Annotated in this window: 18 protein-coding genes; 6 read left to right on the forward strand and 12 right to left on the reverse strand. The window is 64.8% G+C overall.

The window, feature by feature from the left end; genetic code table 11:
* Window position 1: 1 nt before the first annotated feature.
* From OC450_RS16080 to OC450_RS16090, 3 genes are read left to right on the forward strand one after another with little or no spacing between them, the layout of a single operon-like run.
* Window positions 2–1,111 carry a microcin C ABC transporter permease YejB gene (locus OC450_RS16080; RefSeq protein WP_256805636.1) on the forward strand — a complete coding sequence of 370 codons (1,110 nt, stop codon included), beginning with the start codon at window positions 2–4 and terminating at the stop codon, window positions 1,109–1,111.
* Complete coding sequence (locus OC450_RS16085) at window positions 1,111–2,289, forward strand: ABC transporter permease (protein ID WP_211382055.1); 1,179 nt, start codon at window positions 1,111–1,113, stop codon at window positions 2,287–2,289. The genes OC450_RS16080 and OC450_RS16085 overlap by 1 nt, the downstream gene beginning before the upstream one ends.
* 4 nt (window positions 2,290–2,293) lie before the next feature.
* Window positions 2,294–3,931, forward strand: a complete 1,638-nt coding sequence (locus OC450_RS16090) for an ABC transporter ATP-binding protein (protein WP_211382056.1) — start codon at window positions 2,294–2,296, stop codon at window positions 3,929–3,931.
* Window positions 3,932–4,300: 369 nt separating this feature from the next.
* Here OC450_RS16090 and OC450_RS16095 read toward each other — a convergent pair whose 3' ends face one another.
* Window positions 4,301–5,155 (reverse strand): C40 family peptidase, encoded by an 855-nt coding sequence (locus OC450_RS16095; RefSeq protein ID WP_262048258.1) that lies wholly within the window; start codon window positions 5,153–5,155, stop codon window positions 4,301–4,303.
* The gene (locus OC450_RS16100; RefSeq protein ID WP_262048259.1) at window positions 5,148–6,521 is read right to left on the reverse strand and encodes a leucyl aminopeptidase family protein; all 1,374 of its coding nucleotides are present in this window, start codon (window positions 6,519–6,521) and stop codon (window positions 5,148–5,150) included. The genes OC450_RS16095 and OC450_RS16100 overlap by 8 nt, the downstream gene beginning before the upstream one ends.
* Window positions 6,522–6,722: 201 nt before the next feature.
* Between OC450_RS16100 and OC450_RS16105 the strand changes: the two genes are divergently transcribed.
* Window positions 6,723–6,926 carry a hypothetical protein gene (locus OC450_RS16105; RefSeq protein ID WP_211382059.1) on the forward strand — a complete coding sequence of 68 codons (204 nt, stop codon included), beginning with the start codon at window positions 6,723–6,725 and terminating at the stop codon, window positions 6,924–6,926.
* Window positions 6,927–7,154: 228 nt separating this feature from the next.
* Window positions 7,155–7,967, forward strand: a complete 813-nt coding sequence (locus OC450_RS16110) for a tetratricopeptide repeat protein (RefSeq protein ID WP_211382060.1) — start codon at window positions 7,155–7,157, stop codon at window positions 7,965–7,967.
* A gap of 63 nt (window positions 7,968–8,030) precedes the next feature.
* Here the strand turns inward: OC450_RS16110 and OC450_RS16115 are convergent, their stop codons facing one another.
* The 10 genes from OC450_RS16115 to OC450_RS16160 all read right to left on the reverse strand — a co-directional run bounded on the left by OC450_RS16115 (window position 8,031) and on the right by OC450_RS16160 (window position 16,955).
* On the reverse strand, window positions 8,031–9,005 hold the full coding sequence (locus OC450_RS16115; protein WP_211382061.1) for a type II secretion system F family protein: 975 nt from the start codon (window positions 9,003–9,005) through the stop codon (window positions 8,031–8,033).
* A gap of 9 nt (window positions 9,006–9,014) precedes the next feature.
* Entirely contained in the window at window positions 9,015–9,992 is a 978-nt protein-coding gene (locus OC450_RS16120; protein ID WP_211382062.1) for a type II secretion system F family protein, read from the reverse strand.
* A 16-nt stretch (window positions 9,993–10,008) separates the two neighbouring features.
* Window positions 10,009–11,472: a CpaF family protein gene (locus OC450_RS16125; protein ID WP_211382063.1), complete on the reverse strand. Its 1,464-nt coding sequence runs from the start codon at window positions 11,470–11,472 to the stop codon at window positions 10,009–10,011.
* Window positions 11,473–11,492: 20 nt separating this feature from the next.
* Window positions 11,493–12,761: a CpaE family protein gene (locus OC450_RS16130; RefSeq protein ID WP_211382064.1), complete on the reverse strand. Its 1,269-nt coding sequence runs from the start codon at window positions 12,759–12,761 to the stop codon at window positions 11,493–11,495.
* Window positions 12,758–13,492, reverse strand: coding sequence for a CpaD family pilus assembly protein (locus OC450_RS16135; RefSeq protein ID WP_211382065.1), 735 nt, complete (start codon window positions 13,490–13,492; stop codon window positions 12,758–12,760). Before OC450_RS16135 ends, OC450_RS16130 begins: the two co-directional genes overlap by 4 nt.
* A gap of 20 nt (window positions 13,493–13,512) precedes the next feature.
* Window positions 13,513–14,988, reverse strand: coding sequence for a type II and III secretion system protein family protein (locus OC450_RS16140; protein WP_256805641.1), 1,476 nt, complete (start codon window positions 14,986–14,988; stop codon window positions 13,513–13,515).
* 11 nt (window positions 14,989–14,999) lie between these two features.
* Window positions 15,000–15,800 carry a Flp pilus assembly protein CpaB gene (cpaB, locus tag OC450_RS16145; RefSeq protein WP_262048260.1) on the reverse strand — a complete coding sequence of 267 codons (801 nt, stop codon included), beginning with the start codon at window positions 15,798–15,800 and terminating at the stop codon, window positions 15,000–15,002.
* A gap of 128 nt (window positions 15,801–15,928) precedes the next feature.
* Complete coding sequence (locus OC450_RS16150; protein ID WP_211382068.1) at window positions 15,929–16,453, reverse strand: prepilin peptidase; 525 nt, start codon at window positions 16,451–16,453, stop codon at window positions 15,929–15,931.
* Between the two features lie 121 nt (window positions 16,454–16,574).
* Window positions 16,575–16,721 carry a hypothetical protein gene (locus tag OC450_RS16155; protein WP_211382069.1) on the reverse strand — a complete coding sequence of 49 codons (147 nt, stop codon included), beginning with the start codon at window positions 16,719–16,721 and terminating at the stop codon, window positions 16,575–16,577.
* A gap of 69 nt (window positions 16,722–16,790) precedes the next feature.
* The gene (locus tag OC450_RS16160) at window positions 16,791–16,955 is read right to left on the reverse strand and encodes a Flp family type IVb pilin (RefSeq protein ID WP_027544253.1); all 165 of its coding nucleotides are present in this window, start codon (window positions 16,953–16,955) and stop codon (window positions 16,791–16,793) included.
* A gap of 263 nt (window positions 16,956–17,218) precedes the next feature.
* Here OC450_RS16160 and OC450_RS16165 point away from each other — a divergent pair, with 263 nt between their 5' ends.
* Window positions 17,219–18,046 (forward strand): sterol desaturase family protein, encoded by an 828-nt coding sequence (locus OC450_RS16165; protein WP_256805642.1) that lies wholly within the window; start codon window positions 17,219–17,221, stop codon window positions 18,044–18,046.
* Window positions 18,047–18,115: the final 69 nt, after the last annotated feature.

Below are 18,115 nucleotides of genomic sequence, written 5' to 3' on the forward strand. Positions count from 1 at the left end.
CATGAGCGCCTATATCGCCCGCCGCATTCTCCTGATGATCCCGACCTTGCTCGGGATCCTCTTCGTCTCCTTTGTCGTTGTGCAGTTCGCGCCGGGCGGCCCGGTCGAGCGCGTGATCGCGCAACTCTCCGGTGCCGACACCGGCGGCAGCTCGCGCATTTCGGGCGGCAGCGACTTTGCGCAGCGCGCCCCGGGGCAGTTAGGGGCCGGCGGCGATGCCATCAACTCGAAATATCGCGGTGCGCAGGGACTTGACCCCGATTTCATCAAGAAGCTGGAGGTGCAGTTCGGCTTCGACAAGCCGGCACCGGAGCGCTTCGCGCTGATGGTATGGAATTTCGCCCGCTTCGACTTCGGCAAGAGCTATTTTCGCGACGTCAGCGTGCTCCAGCTCGTCAAGGAAAAGTTGCCGGTCTCGATCTCGCTCGGCATCTGGCTGACGCTGCTGACCTATCTGATCTCGATTCCGCTCGGCATCCGCAAGGCGGTCAGGGACGGCACGCGCTTCGACACCTGGACATCGAGCGTGCTCGTGCTCGGCTATGCCATACCCGGCTTCCTGTTCGCGATCCTCCTGATCATCCTGTTTGCCGGAGGCTCGTTCTTCAACTGGTTTCCGCTGCGCGGACTGACCTCCGACGGCTGGTCGCAGTTTCCCTGGTACTGGAAGATCGTCGATTACTTCTGGCATTTGGCGCTGCCGCTGATCGCCATGGGGCTCGGTGCGTTCACCACCATGACGTTCCTGACCAAGAACTCGTTCCTGGACGAAATCCGCAAGCAGTACGTGATGACGGCGCGCGCGAAGGGCTGCAGCGAGAACCGGGTGCTCTATGGCCACGTCTTCCGCAACGCGATGCTGATCGTCATCGCGGGCTTTCCCAGCACCTTCATTCACGCCTTCTTCTCGGGCTCGCTTCTGATCGAGACGATCTTCTCGCTGGACGGACTGGGGCTGCTCAGCTTCGAGAGCGTACTCAACCGCGACTACCCCGTGGTGTTCGGCACGCTCTTCATCTTTTCGCTCGTCGGCCTCGTGGTCAACCTCATCTCTGACCTGACCTACATGTGGATCGATCCGCGGATCGATTTCGAGGCACGGGAGGTCTGATGACGCTGACCGCCCCCACCCCGATCGAAACCACCGCGAAGTCGCCGCTCGGCGATGCGGTGCCGATCACGCGCAAGCCGTTCGTGCCGTCGCCGCTCAACAGGCGGCGCTGGCAGAACTTCAAGGCGAACCGGCGCGGCTTCTGGTCGCTCTGGATCTTCATGATCCTGTTCGTGGTGTCGCTGTTCGCCGAGCTGATCGCAAACGATCGGCCATTTCTGGTGAAGTATGACGGTCATCTCTACTGGCCGGCCTTCGTCACCTATTCGGAGACGACTTTCGGCGGCGATTTCGAAACCGCGGCCGACTACCGCGATCCCTATCTACAGAAGCTGATCAAGGACAAGGGCGGCAGCATCGTCTGGCCGCTGATCCGCTACTCCTACGACACCCACAACCTCGATCTGCCCACGCCGGCCCCCTCGGCGCCGACCTGGATGCTGACGGAAGCGCAGTGCAAGCCGGTCGTCGAGAAGAAGGGCCTGAAGAGCTGTCGCGACCTCGAATACAACTGGCTCGGGACCGACGACCAGGGCCGCGACGTGGTGGCGCGGCTGATCTACGGTTTCCGCATTTCGGTGCTGTTCGGCCTCTGCCTGACCATTGTCTCCTCCGTCGTCGGCATCGCAGCCGGCGCGGTGCAGGGCTATTTCGGCGGCTGGATCGACCTGCTGTTCCAGCGTTTCATCGAGATCTGGACCGCGATCCCTTCGCTCTATCTGCTGCTGATTCTGTCGTCAGTGCTCGTGCCGGGCTTCTTCGTGCTGCTCGGTATCCTGCTGTTGTTTTCCTGGGTATCGCTGGTCGGACTCGTGCGCGCGGAATTCCTGCGCGGGCGCAATTTCGAGTACATCCAGGCGGCGCGGGCACTCGGGGTTTCCAACGCCGTGATCATGTTCAAGCATCTGCTGCCGAACGCGATGGTCGCGACCATGACGTTCCTGCCGTTCATCGTCTCCTCGTCGGTCATGACGCTCACGGCCCTCGATTTCCTCGGCTTCGGATTGCCACCCGGCTCGCCGTCGCTCGGCGAGCTGCTGTCGCAGGGCAAGTCGAACGTGCAGGCGCCTTGGCTGGGTTTCTCCGGCTTTTTCTCGGTCGCGATCATGCTGTCGCTTTTGATCTTCATCGGCGAAGCCGTGCGCGACGCCTTCGATCCGCGCAAGACCTTCAGGTAAGTCGATGGACGCGATCAACCAGCCCCTGCTTGCCGTGCGCGACCTCTCGGTAGCCTTCCACCAGGGCGGCGCCACCACGCTCGCGGTCGACAAGGTTTCGTTCCAGATCAGGCGCGGCGAGTGCGTGGCGCTGGTCGGCGAATCCGGTTCCGGCAAGTCGGTCAGCGCGCTTTCGATCCTGAAACTGCTGCCCTATCCCAACGCGTCGCATCCCTCGGGCAGCATCCGCTTCAAGGGACGCGAGCTGATCGATCAGTCCGAGCGAGAGATGCGGGAGATTCGCGGCAGCGACATCTCCATCATCTTCCAGGAACCGATGACCTCGCTCAATCCGCTGCACACGATCGAGGCGCAGATCGGCGAGATCATCCAGCTGCACAATCCGACCAGCAATGCGCAGGCGCGCAAGCGGACGCTGGAACTGCTGACGCAGGTCGGCATTCCCGAGCCCGAGACGCGGCTGAGCAGCTATCCGCACCAGCTTTCCGGCGGCCAGCGCCAGCGCGTGATGATCGCGATGGCGCTCGCCAACGAGCCGGACCTGCTGATCGCGGACGAGCCGACCACCGCGCTCGACGTCACCGTGCAGGCGCAGATCCTGGCGCTACTCGCCGAGATCCGCTCACGGCTCGGCATGAGCCTGCTCTTCATCACCCACGATCTCGGCATCGTGCGCCGCATCGCCGACCAGGTCTGCGTCATGAAGGGCGGCGAGATCGTCGAGCAGGGACCGGTCGAGCAGGTCTTCAAGACCCCGAAACACCCTTATACGCGCGACCTGCTCGCGGCGGAGCCGAAGCCGGATCCGGCGCCGCCGCAGCCGGACGCGCCCGTGGTGATGTCGGCCGACGATCTGAAGGTATGGTTTCCGATCAAGCGCGGCCTGATGCGCAAGACGGTCGGCCACATCAAGGCGGTCGACGGCGTCAGCCTCGCCGTGCGCAAGGGCGAGACGCTCGGTGTCGTCGGCGAATCCGGCTCGGGCAAGACGACGCTGGGGCTCGCACTGCTGCGGCTGATCTCCTCGAACGGACGCATCGTGTTTCTGGGCAAGGACATCCAGGGCCTTCGCTTCAAGGAGATGCGGCCCTTCCGGCGCGACATGCAGATCGTGTTCCAGGACCCGTTCGGCTCGCTCAGCCCGCGCATGTCGATCGCGGACATCATCGCCGAAGGTCTTTCCGTGCACCAGCCAAAGCTGTCGCGCGAGGAGCGCGAGACGCGCGTCGTCAAGGCGCTCGAGGATGTCGGGATGAAGCCGGACACCCGCTACCGCTATCCGCACGAGTTCTCGGGCGGGCAGCGCCAGCGCATCAGCATCGCGCGGGCCGTGGTGCTGGAGCCGGATTTCGTCGTGCTGGACGAGCCGACCAGTGCGCTCGACATGTTGTTCCAGGCGCAGATGGTTGACTTGCTGCGCGAGCTCCAGCGCAAGCGCGAGCTAACCTACATGTTCATCTCGCACGATCTGCGCGTCGTTGCTTCGCTTGCGAGCCATCTCATCGTGATGCGCGGCGGCAAGGTGGTCGAGGAAGGCCAGGCGGCCGAGCTGTTCAAGAACCCGAAGACCGATTACACGCGCGCGCTGTTCGCGGCGGCGTTCCGGCTGGAGACGGCTGGGAACGGGTCGGTCGCAACCTGATCCTGCGTGATCGCAATCACGGCGGCTGAGCGATCGCTGCGACATCCTGTGCGCATGGTCGTGAGACGGTCTCGCGGCAGCGACAGGAGTGCAGAGATGACATCCAGTGCAATCGACGCGCAAGCGACGTGTGAGCTATCCGCAGGCGAGCTCGAGCAGGTTGCCGGTGGCGGCGTATGGACGACAGGCCCCGGCCGGAACTACGAACCGCCCCCGCCGCTGCGCGTCGAGAATGCACCCCAAATGGGTGGTGGCGGCAATAAGCTGAACCTGCCGCACTTGCACGCATTCTAGTCTAGGAGGCATACGGTGAGATGGGTGGAGCGGACGATGGACTTCGTTGCGCTTTACCCATCCTGCGGCATCACGCTACAGCCGCTTGATCGCGATGATTTCGCTGCCTGTCTGCTTGATCCGCGCGATCGCCGGTCCGATCGGCTCGATCGCAGTGGCCATGTGATGCGCGTTGGCGTGAACCATGGTGCTGCCATCGCGGACGATGGCGACATGGCCTTTCCAGAAGATCAGGTCACCGCGTTGCAGCTTGCTGCGCTCATGCGGTTCCAGCGCGCGGCCGAGACCAGCGTGCTGCATGTCGCTGTCGCGCGGGCAGCCGATGCCCGCCGATGTCAGCGAGATCTGGACCAGACCTGAGCAATCGATACCGAGGCTGCTCTTGCCGCCCCAGAGATAGGGGGTGCCGACAAAGCGCTCGGCGACTGCGACGAAATCCGGCTCGCGATGATCGAGCGGGGCGAGATGGGTCTTCGGCAGATATGCCCCGTCGCGCGTGACGGCGAAACTGCCGTCCTCGCGCGCGACCGCGATCTTCGATCCCAGCAGCAGCGTGCCGGCCGGTGGCAGCTTGATCGAGGGGCCGGGGAAGGCGAACGTCCGCAGCGCGCTGACCACGTGGGTCGGAGCGGCCGAGGGCTTCATGAGCGCCGCGTCCGGCAGCCAGCCGACATAGCCGTCATCGGAAAGCTGCCCCCAGGCCCAGCCTTCGCCGTTGCGATCGTAGACCGTGACCCGTTCGCCGCGCAGCGCTTCCGTCATCAGCATCGCGTTCGACGACGGCTGTTCGCGCATGGGCGCGATCGCCTCGACTATCTCGAACTCCTCGCCCGTGACGAAGCGATCGGCCGGCACCTTGCCTTCGAGATATTTCGCGGCGATGTCACCCCGCGCCGGTGTCAGCCTAGGATCGTTTCGTGGATCATGCATAGCGCTCGCTCAGCAATGTGTAGATAGCGCGCGCGGCCTGGCACTCGCCGCCCTCGGGACGCGCCGGCTTTGCCGATGGCGTCCAGCCATAAATATCCACGTGAAGCCAACTCTTGGCCTGCTCGACGAAGCGCTGCAGGAACAGCGCGCAAACGATCGAGCCGGCGAAGCCGCCCGAGGGCGCGTTGGTGATGGTGGCGGTCTTGGAGTCCAGCCACGCATCGTAAGCCGGCCACAGCGGCATGCGCCACAACGGATCGTTCTCCTTCGCCGCGCAGCGCGCGACGTCGGCGGCAAGCGTCTCATCATTGGTGTAAAAGGGCGGTAAATCAGGCCCTAGCGCGACGCGTGCGGCGCCGGTCAACGTGCCGAGATCGATCAGCAGGTCGGGGCTTTCCTCGTCGGCCAGTGCCAGCGCGTCGGCGAGCACCAGGCGCCCTTCCGCGTCGGTATTGCCGATCTCGACCGTGATGCCCTTGCGCGAGGTGAAGATGTCGAGCGGGCGGAAGGCATTGCCGGCAACCGCGTTCTCGACCGCCGGGATCAGCACGCGCAGCCGCAGCTTCAGCTTCGCATCCATCACCATCCGCGCCAGCGCCAGCACGTTGGCGGCGCCGCCCATGTCCTTCTTCATGATCAGCATGCCGCTCGACGGCTTCAGGTCGAGGCCGCCGGTATCGAAGCAGACGCCCTTGCCGACCAGCGTCACCCTGGGATGAGCCGGATCGCCCCAGCCGATGTCGATCAGCCGCGGCGCGCGGTCCGAGGCCATGCCGACGGCATGGATCAGCGGAAAATTCGCTTTCAAATCCTCGCCGATGGTGCAGTCGAAGCTTGCGCCGAATTCGGCGGCGAGATCCTGCGCGGCTGCGGCCAGCTCCTCCGGCCCCATGTCGTTGGCCGGCGTGTTGATGAGGTCGCGCGCCAGCATCGCGGCATCCGCCATGCGGTCGATCTCGGCCGCGTCGACGCCGTCGGGCGACACCAGGCGGACCTCGGGGCGATCCGCCTTGCGGTAGCGGGCGAACCGGTAGCTGCCGAGCGCGAAGGCGAGTGCGGCGAGCCGTGCATCGTGCGGTGCATTGGCGAAGCGATAGATGCCCGGCGGCAGCAGTCCGGGCAGGGCGCCCGGCCGGAACAGGTCGCGCGATCTTGCGGCCGCGTCCTCGATGCCGAACAGCACTTGCGCGATCGCGCCGTCGGGCGCGGGCAGGGCGAGATAGCCGCCCGGCTTGGCGGCAAAGGCGTTTGCTGCGGCGAACTGACGCTGCGCCGGCGGCAGCGTCTCGGCGACCTGATCCCAGCTCGACTTGGTGACGAAGGTGATCGGGGTGGCGGTGGACGACGTCTCGAAGACAGAAGGCATTGGCGGGTCCGGATCGTCAGATCAAACGGGTCATGCGAACGGACGAGACTTCGCAGAGTTTCGCGGCGGCCGCAATCGGCTTTGCTATCACCGCCCGGTGAGCCGCTACTCGCAGCAGGGGTGCCATGCTAGGTTCCGGCAACGGCCACAAGGCGCCAGATCGCCGGCGGCCGACGACGAAGCCGCCGGGGAGGGAATGCAATGGAATCTGTGTGGAGCATGGTCACATTCATCGGCCAGGCCGTCGAGGCGATTTTCGGCTATGTCGAGCACCATCATTGGATCTTCGCATTCCTTGCCGGTGGCTACGTCCTCTACCTCCACGACCGTTCCGTTCATGCGCGCTTCGATGCGCTCGACAAGCGCATCGACGAAATCCGCAAGCGGCTCGCCATCGAATATTGACTGGGCGAGAGCATCATCGGGCAGGCCAGTATCCATGTTGGGAACTGCCGTTCACGTGAGCGCGGCCACGGGACAATGTGCTCGGCCTCGATCCGGGGCTCCGCGGCGAGTCGCCGCCGCGCACGCCGCCATGACAGGCGCGGCCATCCGGCGTTAACCGGCCGTTAGGGTTAACAGTCTATTGCTGGCGCGTTCGGCTCGATCAATCGGCTCGAGAGTCAAAGCGTCATGCGTCAACGGTTCAGTCTTGCACGGCTTCTTGCGTCCACCTCGCTGGTCGCGGCGGTGGCCATGGGCCTCGGCGGCTGCACGGCGATGTCAAAACTGTCCGACGTCACGGGCTCGATCGGGCCGCATGCGGAGGCCGCTCCCGCCGATCCCGCACGCGCCGTCGACGTCTATGGCGAGCGCTACCGTGCCAATCCCAAGGACGCCGACGCGGCCCTCGCTTATGGCCAGGCCTTGCGCGCCAACGGTCAGCGCGCCCAGGCTGCCGCCGTGCTCGAGCAGGCGACCATTGCCAATCCCGGCAACAAGGCGCTGCTCGCCATGTACGGCCGTGCGCTCGCCGACAACGGCAATTTCCAACAGGCCTTCGACGTGTTGTCGAAGGCGCATTCGCCCGACAACCCGGATTGGCGCCTGCTCTCGGTGCAAGGGACCGCGCTCGATCAGATGGGCCGTCATGATGAAGCGCGTTCGTATTATGCGAGTGCGCTGAAGATCGCGCCCGGCGATCCCGGCGTGCTCTCCAATCTCGGCCTGTCCTATATGTTGTCGAGAGATCTGCCGAAGGCAGAAGACGCGCTTCGGCAGGCCTACGCCTCGCCGCGCGCAAACGCGCGGGTGCGTCAGAATCTCGGTCTGGTGGTCGGTCTCCAGGGCCGATTCGCCGAAGCCGAGACCATCGTGAAGGCGGACCTGCCGCCCGACCAGGCCGCGGCCAATGTGGCCTATCTCAAGGAAATGCTGACCCGCAGCGACGCCCCGCGTGGCGGGCCGAAGCGGACTCCGGTCGCCTCGCTCCGCCAGCCCGACTGATCACACCTGACCGTCTCGATCGTGGAGCCGCCGGCGCGAGCCGCGCGCGGCCCGCGTTCTATGTCATTGCATCTCGGAGATCTTGATGCCGGTCGGTCCGAGAATGACGACGAACAGCACGGGCAGGAAGAACAGGATCATCGGCACCGTCAGCTTCGGCGGCAGGGCTGCAGCCTTCTTCTCGGCCTCGTTCATGCGCATGTCGCGATTTTCCTGCGCCATGACGCGCAGGGAATGCCCGAGCGGGGTGCCGTAACGCTCCGCCTGCTGGAGCGCGAGACAGACCGACTTGACGCCCTCGAGCCCGGTGCGCCGTGCCAGGTTCTCATAGGCGACCTTGCGATCCTGCAGATAGGACAACTCGGCCGTGGTCAGGGTGAACTCTTCCGACAGCGCGATCGACTGGCCCACGATTTCGGTTGCGACCTTCCGGAACGCCATCTCGACCGACATGCCGGATTCGATGCAGATCAGGAGAAGGTCGAGTGCATCGGGGAAGGCGCGCTTGATCGAGAGCTGTCGCTTGGAGATCGCGTTCCTGAGGAACAGCATCGGCGCCTGAAGGCCGAGATAGGCCGCGCCGACGCAGATGCCGATCTTGATCGGTATCGACTGCTGCATATGCGCAATCAGGAACACGTAGACGACGGACCCGACGAACAGCACCATCGGGGCGACCATGCGGGCAAACAGGAAGGTGACGTAAGGCGCCTGGCCGCGATAACCCGCCATGATGAGCTTGTCCCGCGCGGCTTCCTGCGCGAGCCATTTGGTGAGGTTGAAGTCCTCGACGACCTTCGAGACGAGTTGCTTCGGCGTCTGGCGCAGCGAGACCTTTTCGCTCTTGTGGAGGCGTTCGCGCTCGCGCTGCCGGATGCGCTCACGCTCGCTCGCCACGGCCTTCATGCGCTTGGAGAGGCCCTCGCCGGCGAATAGCGGCATCACCAGCGTGTAGACGGTGGCGCTGGCGGCGATGGCCGCCAGCAGCATGGTCATGAAGCGGACGTCATGTAGCTTCGAAACGAGAAACTCAACCATACTGCACCGTCAGAAATCGAAGTTGATCATCTTCTTCATCACCATGATGCCGATACCCATCCAGACGACACAGCAGACCAGCATGAGCTGGCCGGTAGGATGGGTCCACAGCATCGAGATGTAATGTGGCGTCGTGAGATAGACGAGGAACATCACGATCGGCGGCAGCGAACCGATGATGCCGGCCGAGGCCTTGGCTTCCATCGACATCGCCTGGATCTTTTCCTTCATCTTCTTGCGGTCGCGCAGCACCTTGGAGAGGTTGCCGAGCGCTTCGGAGAGATTGCCGCCTGATTTCTGCTGGATCGAGATGACGATGCCGAAGAAATTGGCCTCCGGCAGCGGCATGCGATCGTAGAGGCGCGAGCAGGCCTCGCCGAGCGGCATGCCGATCGCCTGCGTCTCGATGATCTGGAGGAACTCGCCGCGCAGCGGCTCCGGCGCGTCGGCGGCGACGACCTTGATCGATTCGAACAGCGGCAGGCCTGCCTTGATGCCGCGGACGATCACGTCGACCGCGTCGGGCAGCGCCTTCAGGAATTTGGCTTCGCGACGCTTCTTCAGGAAGCCAAGCGCCCAGCGCGGCAGGCCGAAGCCGCCGGCAAAGGCGAGGCCGGCGGCGCCGAGCAGGCCGCCGCCGACAAACATGGCGACTGCGAACAGCGCGCCCGCCACGACGGCGGACACGATCCAGAATTTCTGCGGCGTCCAGTCGAGCCCTGCCTGCGACAGCCGGACGTTGAGCGGAACGCTCTTCTCCTGCTGGCGCCGTGCCTCGAGGTCCTTGAGCGAGCTCTCGACCTGCTCGCGGCGCGAACGCTGGCTCTTCTCGCTCTGCTTGGCAGCGGGTGCGTCGGCGCGCGCGATCGAGGCGCGGCGACCTTCCGCCTTTCGCTCTCCGGACAGGAGCGGATAGAGGAACACCCAGGCGATGCCGCCGACGGCGGCGGTGGCGAGGAAGGCGAGGGCGAGGACCTGCATGTTCATGGCTGTGCTGACCTGCTCACGTCGTCGGCGCGACTTCCGCGGCGTCGAGCGCAGCGGCAAGGCGTTTCTCGTCGCCGTAATAGCGGGCGCGCTCCCAGAACTTCGGACGGCCGATGCCGGTCGAGCGGTGCCGGCCGATGATCTTGCCGTTGGCGTCTTCGCCGACCATGTCGTAGAGGAAGATGTCCTGCGTGATGATGGTGTCGCCTTCCATGCCCATCACCTCGGTGATGTGGGTGATGCGGCGCGAGCCGTCGCGCAGACGCGCCGCCTGGACGATGACGTCGATCGAGGCGCAGATCATCTCGCGAATTGTTCGCGACGGAAGGGAGAAGCCGCCCATCGTGATCATGGATTCGCAGCGCGACAGCGCCTCGCGCGGATTGTTGGCGTGCAGCGTGCCCATCGAGCCGTCATGGCCCGTGTTCATGGCCTGAAGCAGGTCGAACGCTTCGGGTCCGCGGACCTCGCCGACGATGATGCGTTCGGGGCGCATACGCAGGCAGTTGCGCACCAGCTCGCGCATGGTGACCTGACCCTCGCCCTCGATGTTGGGCGGCCGGGTTTCCAGCCGGACCACATGCGGCTGCTGAAGCTGGAGTTCGGCGGCGTCTTCGCAGGTGATGACGCGCTCGTCGTGCTCGATGTAGTTGGTCAGGCAGTTGAGCAGCGTGGTCTTGCCCGAGCCGGTGCCGCCGGAGATCAGCACGTTGCAGCGGACGCGGCCGATGATCTGGAGGATCTCGGCGCCCTCCGGCGAGATCGCGCCGAACTTGACGAGCTGATCGAGCGTCAGCTTGTCCTTCTTGAATTTGCGGATGGTGAGCGTGGGGCCGTCGATCGACAGCGGCGGCACGATGGCGTTGACGCGGGATCCGTCGGCAAGGCGCGCGTCGCAGATCGGCGAGGATTCGTCGACGCGCCGGCCGACCTGGCTGACGATGCGCTGGCAGATGTTGAGGAGCTGCTGGTTGTCGCGGAAGCGGATACCGGTGCGCTGGATCTTGCCGGCGACCTCGATGTAGACGGTGTTGGCGCCGTTGACCATGATGTCGGCGATGTCGTCGCGTGACAACAGCGGCTCCAGCGGACCGTAGCCGAGGACGTCATTGCAGATGTCGTCGAGCAGCTCTTCCTGCTCGGCGATCGACATCACGATGTTCTTGATCGCGATGATCTCGTTGACGATGTCGCGGATTTCCTCGCGCGCGGATTCCGAATCGAGCTTGGCGAGCTGGGCAAGGTCGATGGCTTCGATCAGCGCGCCGAAGATGGTCGCCTTGACTTCGTAATAATTGTCCGAGCGGCGGGCATCCATGGTCGGCGCGGGCTTCGCCGGGGCAAGCGGCGGCGAGGCGACGGCCGGGGGCGGCGGCGCGCGCGACACCGCGGGCGCCGGAGCCTGGATAGGCTCTGGCGCCACGGCGCCGGGCTTCGGGGCCCGAGAGTCGGTGTCTGTTCCGCTACGCTTACCGAACACTTAACAGCTCCATGCGGCGGCTATTTTCCCCGCAACTTCTCAATCAGGGGTGAAAGCAGGGACGACTTTTGCTTCTTCGTCTCGCTGCGGCCGGTCAGCCGCTGGGCGATCTGAAGGAACATTTCGATCGACTTGTGGTTGGCCGAGATCTCCGCGATCATCTGGCCGTTATTGGCTGCCGAGCCGAAGATCTGCGGCTCGAACGGGATCGAGACGACCGGCTGGCTCTCGATCGCCTTGGCGAACTCCGCTGCGGCGATCTCGGGCCGTTTTGGCACGCCGACCTGGTTCAGGCAGTAGAGCGGCGGCCTGTCGTTGGGGCGCGCGGCCTTCAGGAGATCGAACAGGTTCTTGGTGTTGCGCAAATTGGCGAGATCGGGCGCCGCCACGATCAGAATGTCGTCGGCTCCGATCAGGGCGCGCTTGGTCCAGCCGGTCCATTGGTGCGGAACGTCGAGCACGATGCAGGGCATCGTGGAGCGCAGTGTGTCGAATACGGCATCGAAGGCGTCGGTGCCGAAATCATAGACCCGGTCGAGCGTGGCCGGCGCCGCCAGCAGGCTGAGGTGGTCGGTGCATTTCGACAGCAGGCGGTCGATGAAGGCGGTGTCGACGCGGTCGGGCGAGAACACGGCGTCGGCAATGCCCTGGGGCGGGTCCTGGTTGTAGTCGAGCCCGGCAGTGCCGAAGGCGAGATCGAGGTCGGCGACGACCGCGTCCATCGCGAGATCGCGCGCGATCGCCCAGGCGACGTTGTGGGAAATGGTCGAAGCGCCGACGCCGCCCTTGGCGCCGACCACCGCGATGATGCGGCCGACCGCCTTGGCTTCGGGGGCCGAGAACAGGTTGCAGATCGAGCGCACGACGTCGATCGCGCCGACCGGCGCGAGCACGTAATCGCTGACGCCGCGGCGCACCAGCTCGCGGTAGAGCGTGACGTCGTTGATGCGGCCGATCACGACGACCCTCGTGCCGGCGTCGCAGACGGTTGCGAGGTGGTCGAGCCCGCCCAAGAGGTCGTTGCGCCCGTCGCTCTCGAGCACGATCACGTTCGGCGTCGGCGCCGAGCGGTAGGCTTCGACCGCGGCGGCCATGCCGCCCATCTGGATCTTCAGGTGGGCCTTGCCGAGACGGCGATCCTCGCCGGCCGACTGGACCGCGGCAGCAGTTTCCACGGTCTCGCAGAAGGCCTGGACCGAGACGCGCGGCGCAGGCGCAATATGCTCCTCGACCGGCGTGGGAGCCGCGTCCGGCTGCTCTTCGGGTGTCTGACGAGCGTAGCTGATCATTTGCCGGTATCGCTGAGTTTGGCCCTGTCGGCTTCCGGATAGGCAACCGCCGTCGGCACGCCCTTGCGATATTTCTCGAACGCAGCGGTGCGCCGCGCCGTGTAGGACGGCGTTTCGGGACGCGGCTGCTCGAGGTCCGAGGGATTGTCGACCATGGCTGCGAGGTTGCGCTGATAGGCGCAGCCGTAATTGTAGTATTCCTTGTTCTCGAACCAGCCCTTGTTCTTCATCGAGGGGCCGATGTCATCCGGCCACAGGCCGCAGGGGCCCGCGACCGCGGCGATCTTGGAATAGGTCAGCCGGATCGGTGGCAGGAAGCGCTTGTCTTCCGGCTGATAGGGGCGGGCGATGATGCCACGTGGCGGAACCCCCGCCGCCGCCAGCATCGCCTGAATTTCATGCATCGACTCGGCGACCGGACGCGCGTTGGGCGTACCGGCCGGCACGTCGATATGGATGGCGCCGGTGCCCTCGTGCAGCCAGGACGATGCCACACCCATCACGTCGGCGCGCTGCGCCGCGGTCAACCCGCCGCGGGCGTGGCCGACGAAGACGACGATCGAGCGGTTCTGCTCCTCGATCGCGATCGGATGACGCTGCTTGTAGCTGTCGGGAATGGATGCCGTGACCGCTTCGTCGTGCTGGCAGCCGCCGAGCGCGAGCGCGATGCCGACGAGCGCGCCACCGAAGCCGATGGCGCGTCTGCGAATCTGGGGTGGTGTTGTGGTCATAACGAAGTCCCCGTTCCGCTTTAGTCGGTGATGAAGCCGTAGGTGCCGCGGTAGTTCCGGGCCGGTTCGGTCCGGCCAGGCACGCCGTAGATTCGGTTGATGTTGCCGAGCAGCTCGACTTGCGGATCGGGAGGCGCCGAGAAGCCGTCATCCGGCCGCGACAGATCCTTTTGCGCCACTGCGCGAACGATATAGGGCGTCACGATCACGACCAGCTCGGTCGCGTTGTTGACGAAGTCGCGGCTGCGGAACAGCGTGCCGAGGACCGGCAGCTGCATCAGGCCCGGCAGTCCGCTGATCGCCTGCTTGGTCTGCTGCTGGATCAGGCCGGCCATCGCCATCGCGCCGCCGGAGGGAATCTCCAGCGAGGTCTCGGCCCGGCGGGTCTTGATCGAAGGCACCGTGAGCGAGTTCACCGAGGTCGAGGTCACGGCCTGCGACAGTGTGATCGCATTCTCGTTCGACAGTTCCGAGACCTCGGTCATCACCCGCAGGCTGATCTTGCCTTCGGTCAGAACGACGGGGGTGAAGTTGAGCGAGATGCCGAACTTCTTGAAGCTGATCTGGGTGGTACAGACATGCGTCGTGGGATCGCACGCATAGCCCGCCGGCACCGGGAATTCACCGCCGGCGATGAAGGTCGCCGACTCGCCGGAGATCGCGGTCAGGTTCGGCTCGGCCAGCGTCCGGATCACGCCGGCGGTCTCCATGGCGCGCAGGGTAGCCTGCACCGACGGGGTCGCGCCGAACTTCGTGGTCAGACTGTTGCCGTCCACCAGATTCTTGCCGAGAGCGGTAAACGGGTTGGAATTCGAGAAGCTCACCACGGACGTGCCGTAGTTGAGGTTGGCGGTAAGGTCGATGCCGAGCTGCTTGACGATGTTGCGCGCGACTTCCGCGACCGTCACCTTGAGCATGACCTGGTCGCGGCCGCGGACCACGATCGAATTCACGACCTTGTCGGCGCCGCCGGCGAGGCGCGCGGCGACATCGTTTGCCTGCTGCGCTTCCAACGGGTTCGCCGCAGTGCCGGTCAGCACGATGCCTTCGCCGAGGCCGTCGATCTGGATGTCGGAATTGGGCAGGATCTGCTTCAGCGCGGCCCGCGCGCCGTTGAGGTCGCGCTTGACCGCGATGTCATAGGCCGCAATTTGCTGGCCGGCGGAATCGAAGAACACGATGTTGGTCTGCCCGACCGCGGCGCCGATGATGTAGGCGCGCTGCGCCGAGCGGACCACCGCATTGGCAATCTTGGGGTCGGCGACCAGCACGTCCTTGATGTCGCGCGGAAGGTCGATCACGATGGACTTGCCGATGCCGAGCGAGAGGAATCGCGCGTTCATCTGGCCGTCGGCCGCGACCGGCGCCGCGGGCCGGTAGTCGGCGGCGACCACGGGGGTCAACACCGGGTTGAGTGCCAGCGCGAAGGCGGCCGAAAACGACAGGGCGCGGACCATTGAGGTTCGCATCGTCGCAAGCTCAGCCCTGCATTTCATATCGCCTGTCCTCATCGTGTCTTCGCCGTCTGACTTGGAATGCCGTAGCGGATGATCGAGACGCCGTCGCGCTTCTGCGTGGATTCATCGAGCGTGATTTCGCTCATCTTGACGTCGACGATGCTGCGCAGTGCCAGCGTCAGCGTGCCGCTCTGGCGCGCGGCGGAGAGCGTCGCAGTCTGCGCGGGGTTGAGCTCGAGGGTGACGGTCTTGCCGACCACCGCATTCTGGCCGTCCTTCTCCTTCGGCGCCTGGTCGATGGCGAGGACGCGGATATTGGCCAGGATGATCTCGGACGTGACGAGATCGGGAGCGCCGCTGTTCTGGTCCGGATTCTTGAGACGGCGTGTCAGAAGCACGTCGACGCGGTCGTTGGGCAGGATGAAGCCGCCTGCACCGCTCTCGGGCGAGATCTCGGTCGAGATCGCCCGCATGCCGGTGGGAAGGATTGCCGCCATGAAGCCCGAGCCTTCGGCCTTGACCAGCTTCTGGTCGCGAATCGGCTCACCCTGGATGAAGGGCGAACGCGCGATCGAACCGGTCACCTGGGTCGCGCCCTCGGGACGCTCGTTGCGGCGGATGAAGGTGGCGCTGGCGGTCGCGGCCGGCCAGGTCTGCCATTGCACGTCGTCCGGTTTGACGGTCTGGCCGAGTCCGATGTCGTTCTTGGCCACCAACACGTCGACGGTCGGAAGCTGCGCGACCGGAACCGCCGGAGGCGGCGCAGAATTGTCCGAGCCGCTCGCCAGGTACGCGGCGACGCCGCCGGCGCAGATGGCGACCGTCAGGACGACAATGCGTGCCCTATTCATACGCTTCACTTTCCAACTAAACGCCGCGACGCTGCCGCCGCCGTAATCGGCAGTTGACCAGCTATTCGTCAAAGCATGGTTAATGAGGCGTATCTAAATCGCCTTAACGCCGGGTTTACCCGATGCGTTCAGCGCAGTGCGAGATGGGCAAGGTCGATCGCCTTCACCCATTCGGTCTCCGGGTAGACCATCAGCGCGCTCATCGCGAGCGCGATACCGTAGGGAATGCCACTCTCCTTGGCGTGCAGCCGTGCTAGCCAGGCCTGGCCCGCCAGCCCGTAAGGCAGCGGCCATTGCCGGAACTGGAGCAGGAGCAGCGTCAGCGCCCCGCCGAACAGCGAGGCATAGAGCAGGAAGTTCATCAGCTGCGCGAAACCGAACCAGAGCGCGACGGATGCCGCGACCTTGGCGTCGCCGCCGCCGACCCAGCCCATCGCAAAACAGGTGAAGGCCGCGACCAGGACGAGCGCGCCTGCGCCGACATGGCCCAGCAGCTCGTAAGGTGCCATGCCACCGGCGAGCGCGAGCGCGAAGAAGCCGGCGACCAGCGCCAGCGACACGCGGTTCGAGATCGTCATCGTGAAGAGATCGCTCGCGGCGGCAAACGCGATCAGGGCAGGGAAGAGCAGAAGGCGCGCAAGGTCGAGGATCATGAGCTGCGTCTTGAGGCCTGGGTTTGCCTGGGAGCTGGCGTCGCCGGATGCTAGCCCGCAGTGCTAAATAAACCGACAACGGCGATGCGGTCTTGCGGGGCGGATCTCGCCGGTTGCGCGCTCACCAGAGGCTGGCAATGCGCGCGGCGAGCGCGGCCGTCGCAAGCAGAAGCGCAAGGCAGACCCAATAGGCCGGCGAGCCGGTCCGAGCGTCCTGCGCCTCGTTCGCCGCGACCGCGGCATCCGTTCTGTACTCGTGCAACGCCACTGGAACTTGCCGTCTTGAAAAACAAAGGCCCCGGGAGCTCCGGGGCTTTTGCCGTCGTTCGTCGGTCGCTTACTTCAGCGAGGTGCTGATCGAGGTGAACTTGGTGTTCAGCGTGGTGCCGAGATTGTTGACGACGGTGATGATGGCCAGTGCGATACCGGCGGCGATCAGGCCGTATTCGATGGCGGTGGCGCCGGATTCATCCTTCGCGAAACGCGCAATCAGGTTCTTCATGAACAAAACTCCGTCTGGGTTGGATCGCCTCGTTCGGCGCTGGACTTGACGGGATGAACATGAGAGCGAGCTCTTTCGGTAGAGTTAATTCGATCGGGCAAACCCCCTTGCTCAGCGGTGCTTTTGGCCAGAGTGAATTTCGCCTTAAGGCGGCGGTTGCAATTCGTTCCGGTTCCCGATGTGCAACAAGCGCAGTGCCGGCTTCACCGGTCCTTAAATTTAGCGGAGTACGCGTAAACCAGCCATTTGGAAGAGAGGCGACGATGTCGAGCCTGCCCATGCAAGTCGCCCTGATGCTCGGCGAGACCATCGCCAAGGTGATCCCCGTCACCTTCGTCCTCGCGATGGTCTTCACCGTGCTCGAGCATTTCTGGGCCTGCAATCCCGGCGCGCCCTGGTGGCGCAAGCGGGAGATCGTCACGGACATCTGCTACTGGTTCTTCGTTCCGGTGTTCGCACGCACCATGCGGATAGGACTTCTGATCGTCGGCGCGAGCCTTGTCTTCAACATCCATGATGCCGACGAGCTCATCGCCTTCTACGACAACGGTCACGGCCCGCTGTCGCTGTTGCCCCTCTGGGTTCAGGCCGCGCTGTTCCTGGTCCTGTCCGATTTCATGCTGTACTGGCTGCACCGGCTGTTCCACGGCGGCGGCTTCTGGAAGTACCACGCGATCCATCACTCCTCGGAGGAGATCAGCTGGATTTCGGCCGCCCGCTTCCATCCCGTTAATCTCGTGCTCGGCTCGATCGGGGTCGACGTCGTGCTGCTGATGGCCGGCATTTCCCCGAACGTCATGATCCTGGTTGCCCCGTTCACGACCTTCCATTCGGCCTTCGTGCACGCCAACCTGAACTGGACCTTCGGGCCGTTCAAATATCTGCTGGCGACGCCGGTGTTCCACCGCTGGCACCACACCTCGCTCGAAGAGGGCGGCGACACCAATTTTGCCGGTACCTTCCCGATCTGGGACGTGCTGTTCGGCACTTTCCGCATGCCCGAGGGGCAACTGCCGCAGGATTACGGCAAGGACGAAGCCACCATGCCGAAGGAAATCGCAGGGCAGCTCGCCTATCCGTTCCGCCGCTAGGGCTTTATCGAGAGCCACAAAACGCCGGTCCGTTCAAACAATAGTCCGCGAATTTGCGGAACGTTCACG

Source organism: Bradyrhizobium sp. Bra78, from assembly GCF_024519855.1.
Classification (GTDB): Bacteria; Pseudomonadota; Alphaproteobacteria; order Rhizobiales; family Xanthobacteraceae; genus Bradyrhizobium; species Bradyrhizobium japonicum_G.

Coding starts and splice junctions, on each gene's coding strand:
- OC450_RS16160 (WP_027544253.1), bottom strand. CDS start 16,955: ATGAAGAACCTGATTGCGCGTTTCGCGAAGGATGAATCCGGCGCCACC.
- cpaB (WP_262048260.1), bottom strand. CDS start 15,800: ATGAATAGGGCACGCATTGTCGTCCTGACGGTCGCCATCTGCGCCGGC.
- OC450_RS16085 (WP_211382055.1), top strand. CDS start 1,111: ATGACGCTGACCGCCCCCACCCCGATCGAAACCACCGCGAAGTCGCCG.
- OC450_RS16135 (WP_211382065.1), bottom strand. CDS start 13,492: ATGACCACAACACCACCCCAGATTCGCAGACGCGCCATCGGCTTCGGT.
- OC450_RS16140 (WP_256805641.1), bottom strand. CDS start 14,988: ATGAAATGCAGGGCTGAGCTTGCGACGATGCGAACCTCAATGGTCCGC.
- OC450_RS16120 (WP_211382062.1), bottom strand. CDS start 9,992: ATGAACATGCAGGTCCTCGCCCTCGCCTTCCTCGCCACCGCCGCCGTC.
- OC450_RS16105 (WP_211382059.1), top strand. CDS start 6,723: ATGGAATCTGTGTGGAGCATGGTCACATTCATCGGCCAGGCCGTCGAG.
- OC450_RS16090 (WP_211382056.1), top strand. CDS start 2,294: ATGGACGCGATCAACCAGCCCCTGCTTGCCGTGCGCGACCTCTCGGTA.
- OC450_RS16080 (WP_256805636.1), top strand. CDS start 2: ATGAGCGCCTATATCGCCCGCCGCATTCTCCTGATGATCCCGACCTTG.
- OC450_RS16095 (WP_262048258.1), bottom strand. CDS start 5,155: ATGCATGATCCACGAAACGATCCTAGGCTGACACCGGCGCGGGGTGAC.
- OC450_RS16115 (WP_211382061.1), bottom strand. CDS start 9,005: ATGGTTGAGTTTCTCGTTTCGAAGCTACATGACGTCCGCTTCATGACC.
- OC450_RS16165 (WP_256805642.1), top strand. CDS start 17,219: ATGTCGAGCCTGCCCATGCAAGTCGCCCTGATGCTCGGCGAGACCATC.
- OC450_RS16150 (WP_211382068.1), bottom strand. CDS start 16,453: ATGATCCTCGACCTTGCGCGCCTTCTGCTCTTCCCTGCCCTGATCGCG.
- OC450_RS16100 (WP_262048259.1), bottom strand. CDS start 6,521: ATGCCTTCTGTCTTCGAGACGTCGTCCACCGCCACCCCGATCACCTTC.
- OC450_RS16130 (WP_211382064.1), bottom strand. CDS start 12,761: ATGATCAGCTACGCTCGTCAGACACCCGAAGAGCAGCCGGACGCGGCT.
- OC450_RS16110 (WP_211382060.1), top strand. CDS start 7,155: ATGCGTCAACGGTTCAGTCTTGCACGGCTTCTTGCGTCCACCTCGCTG.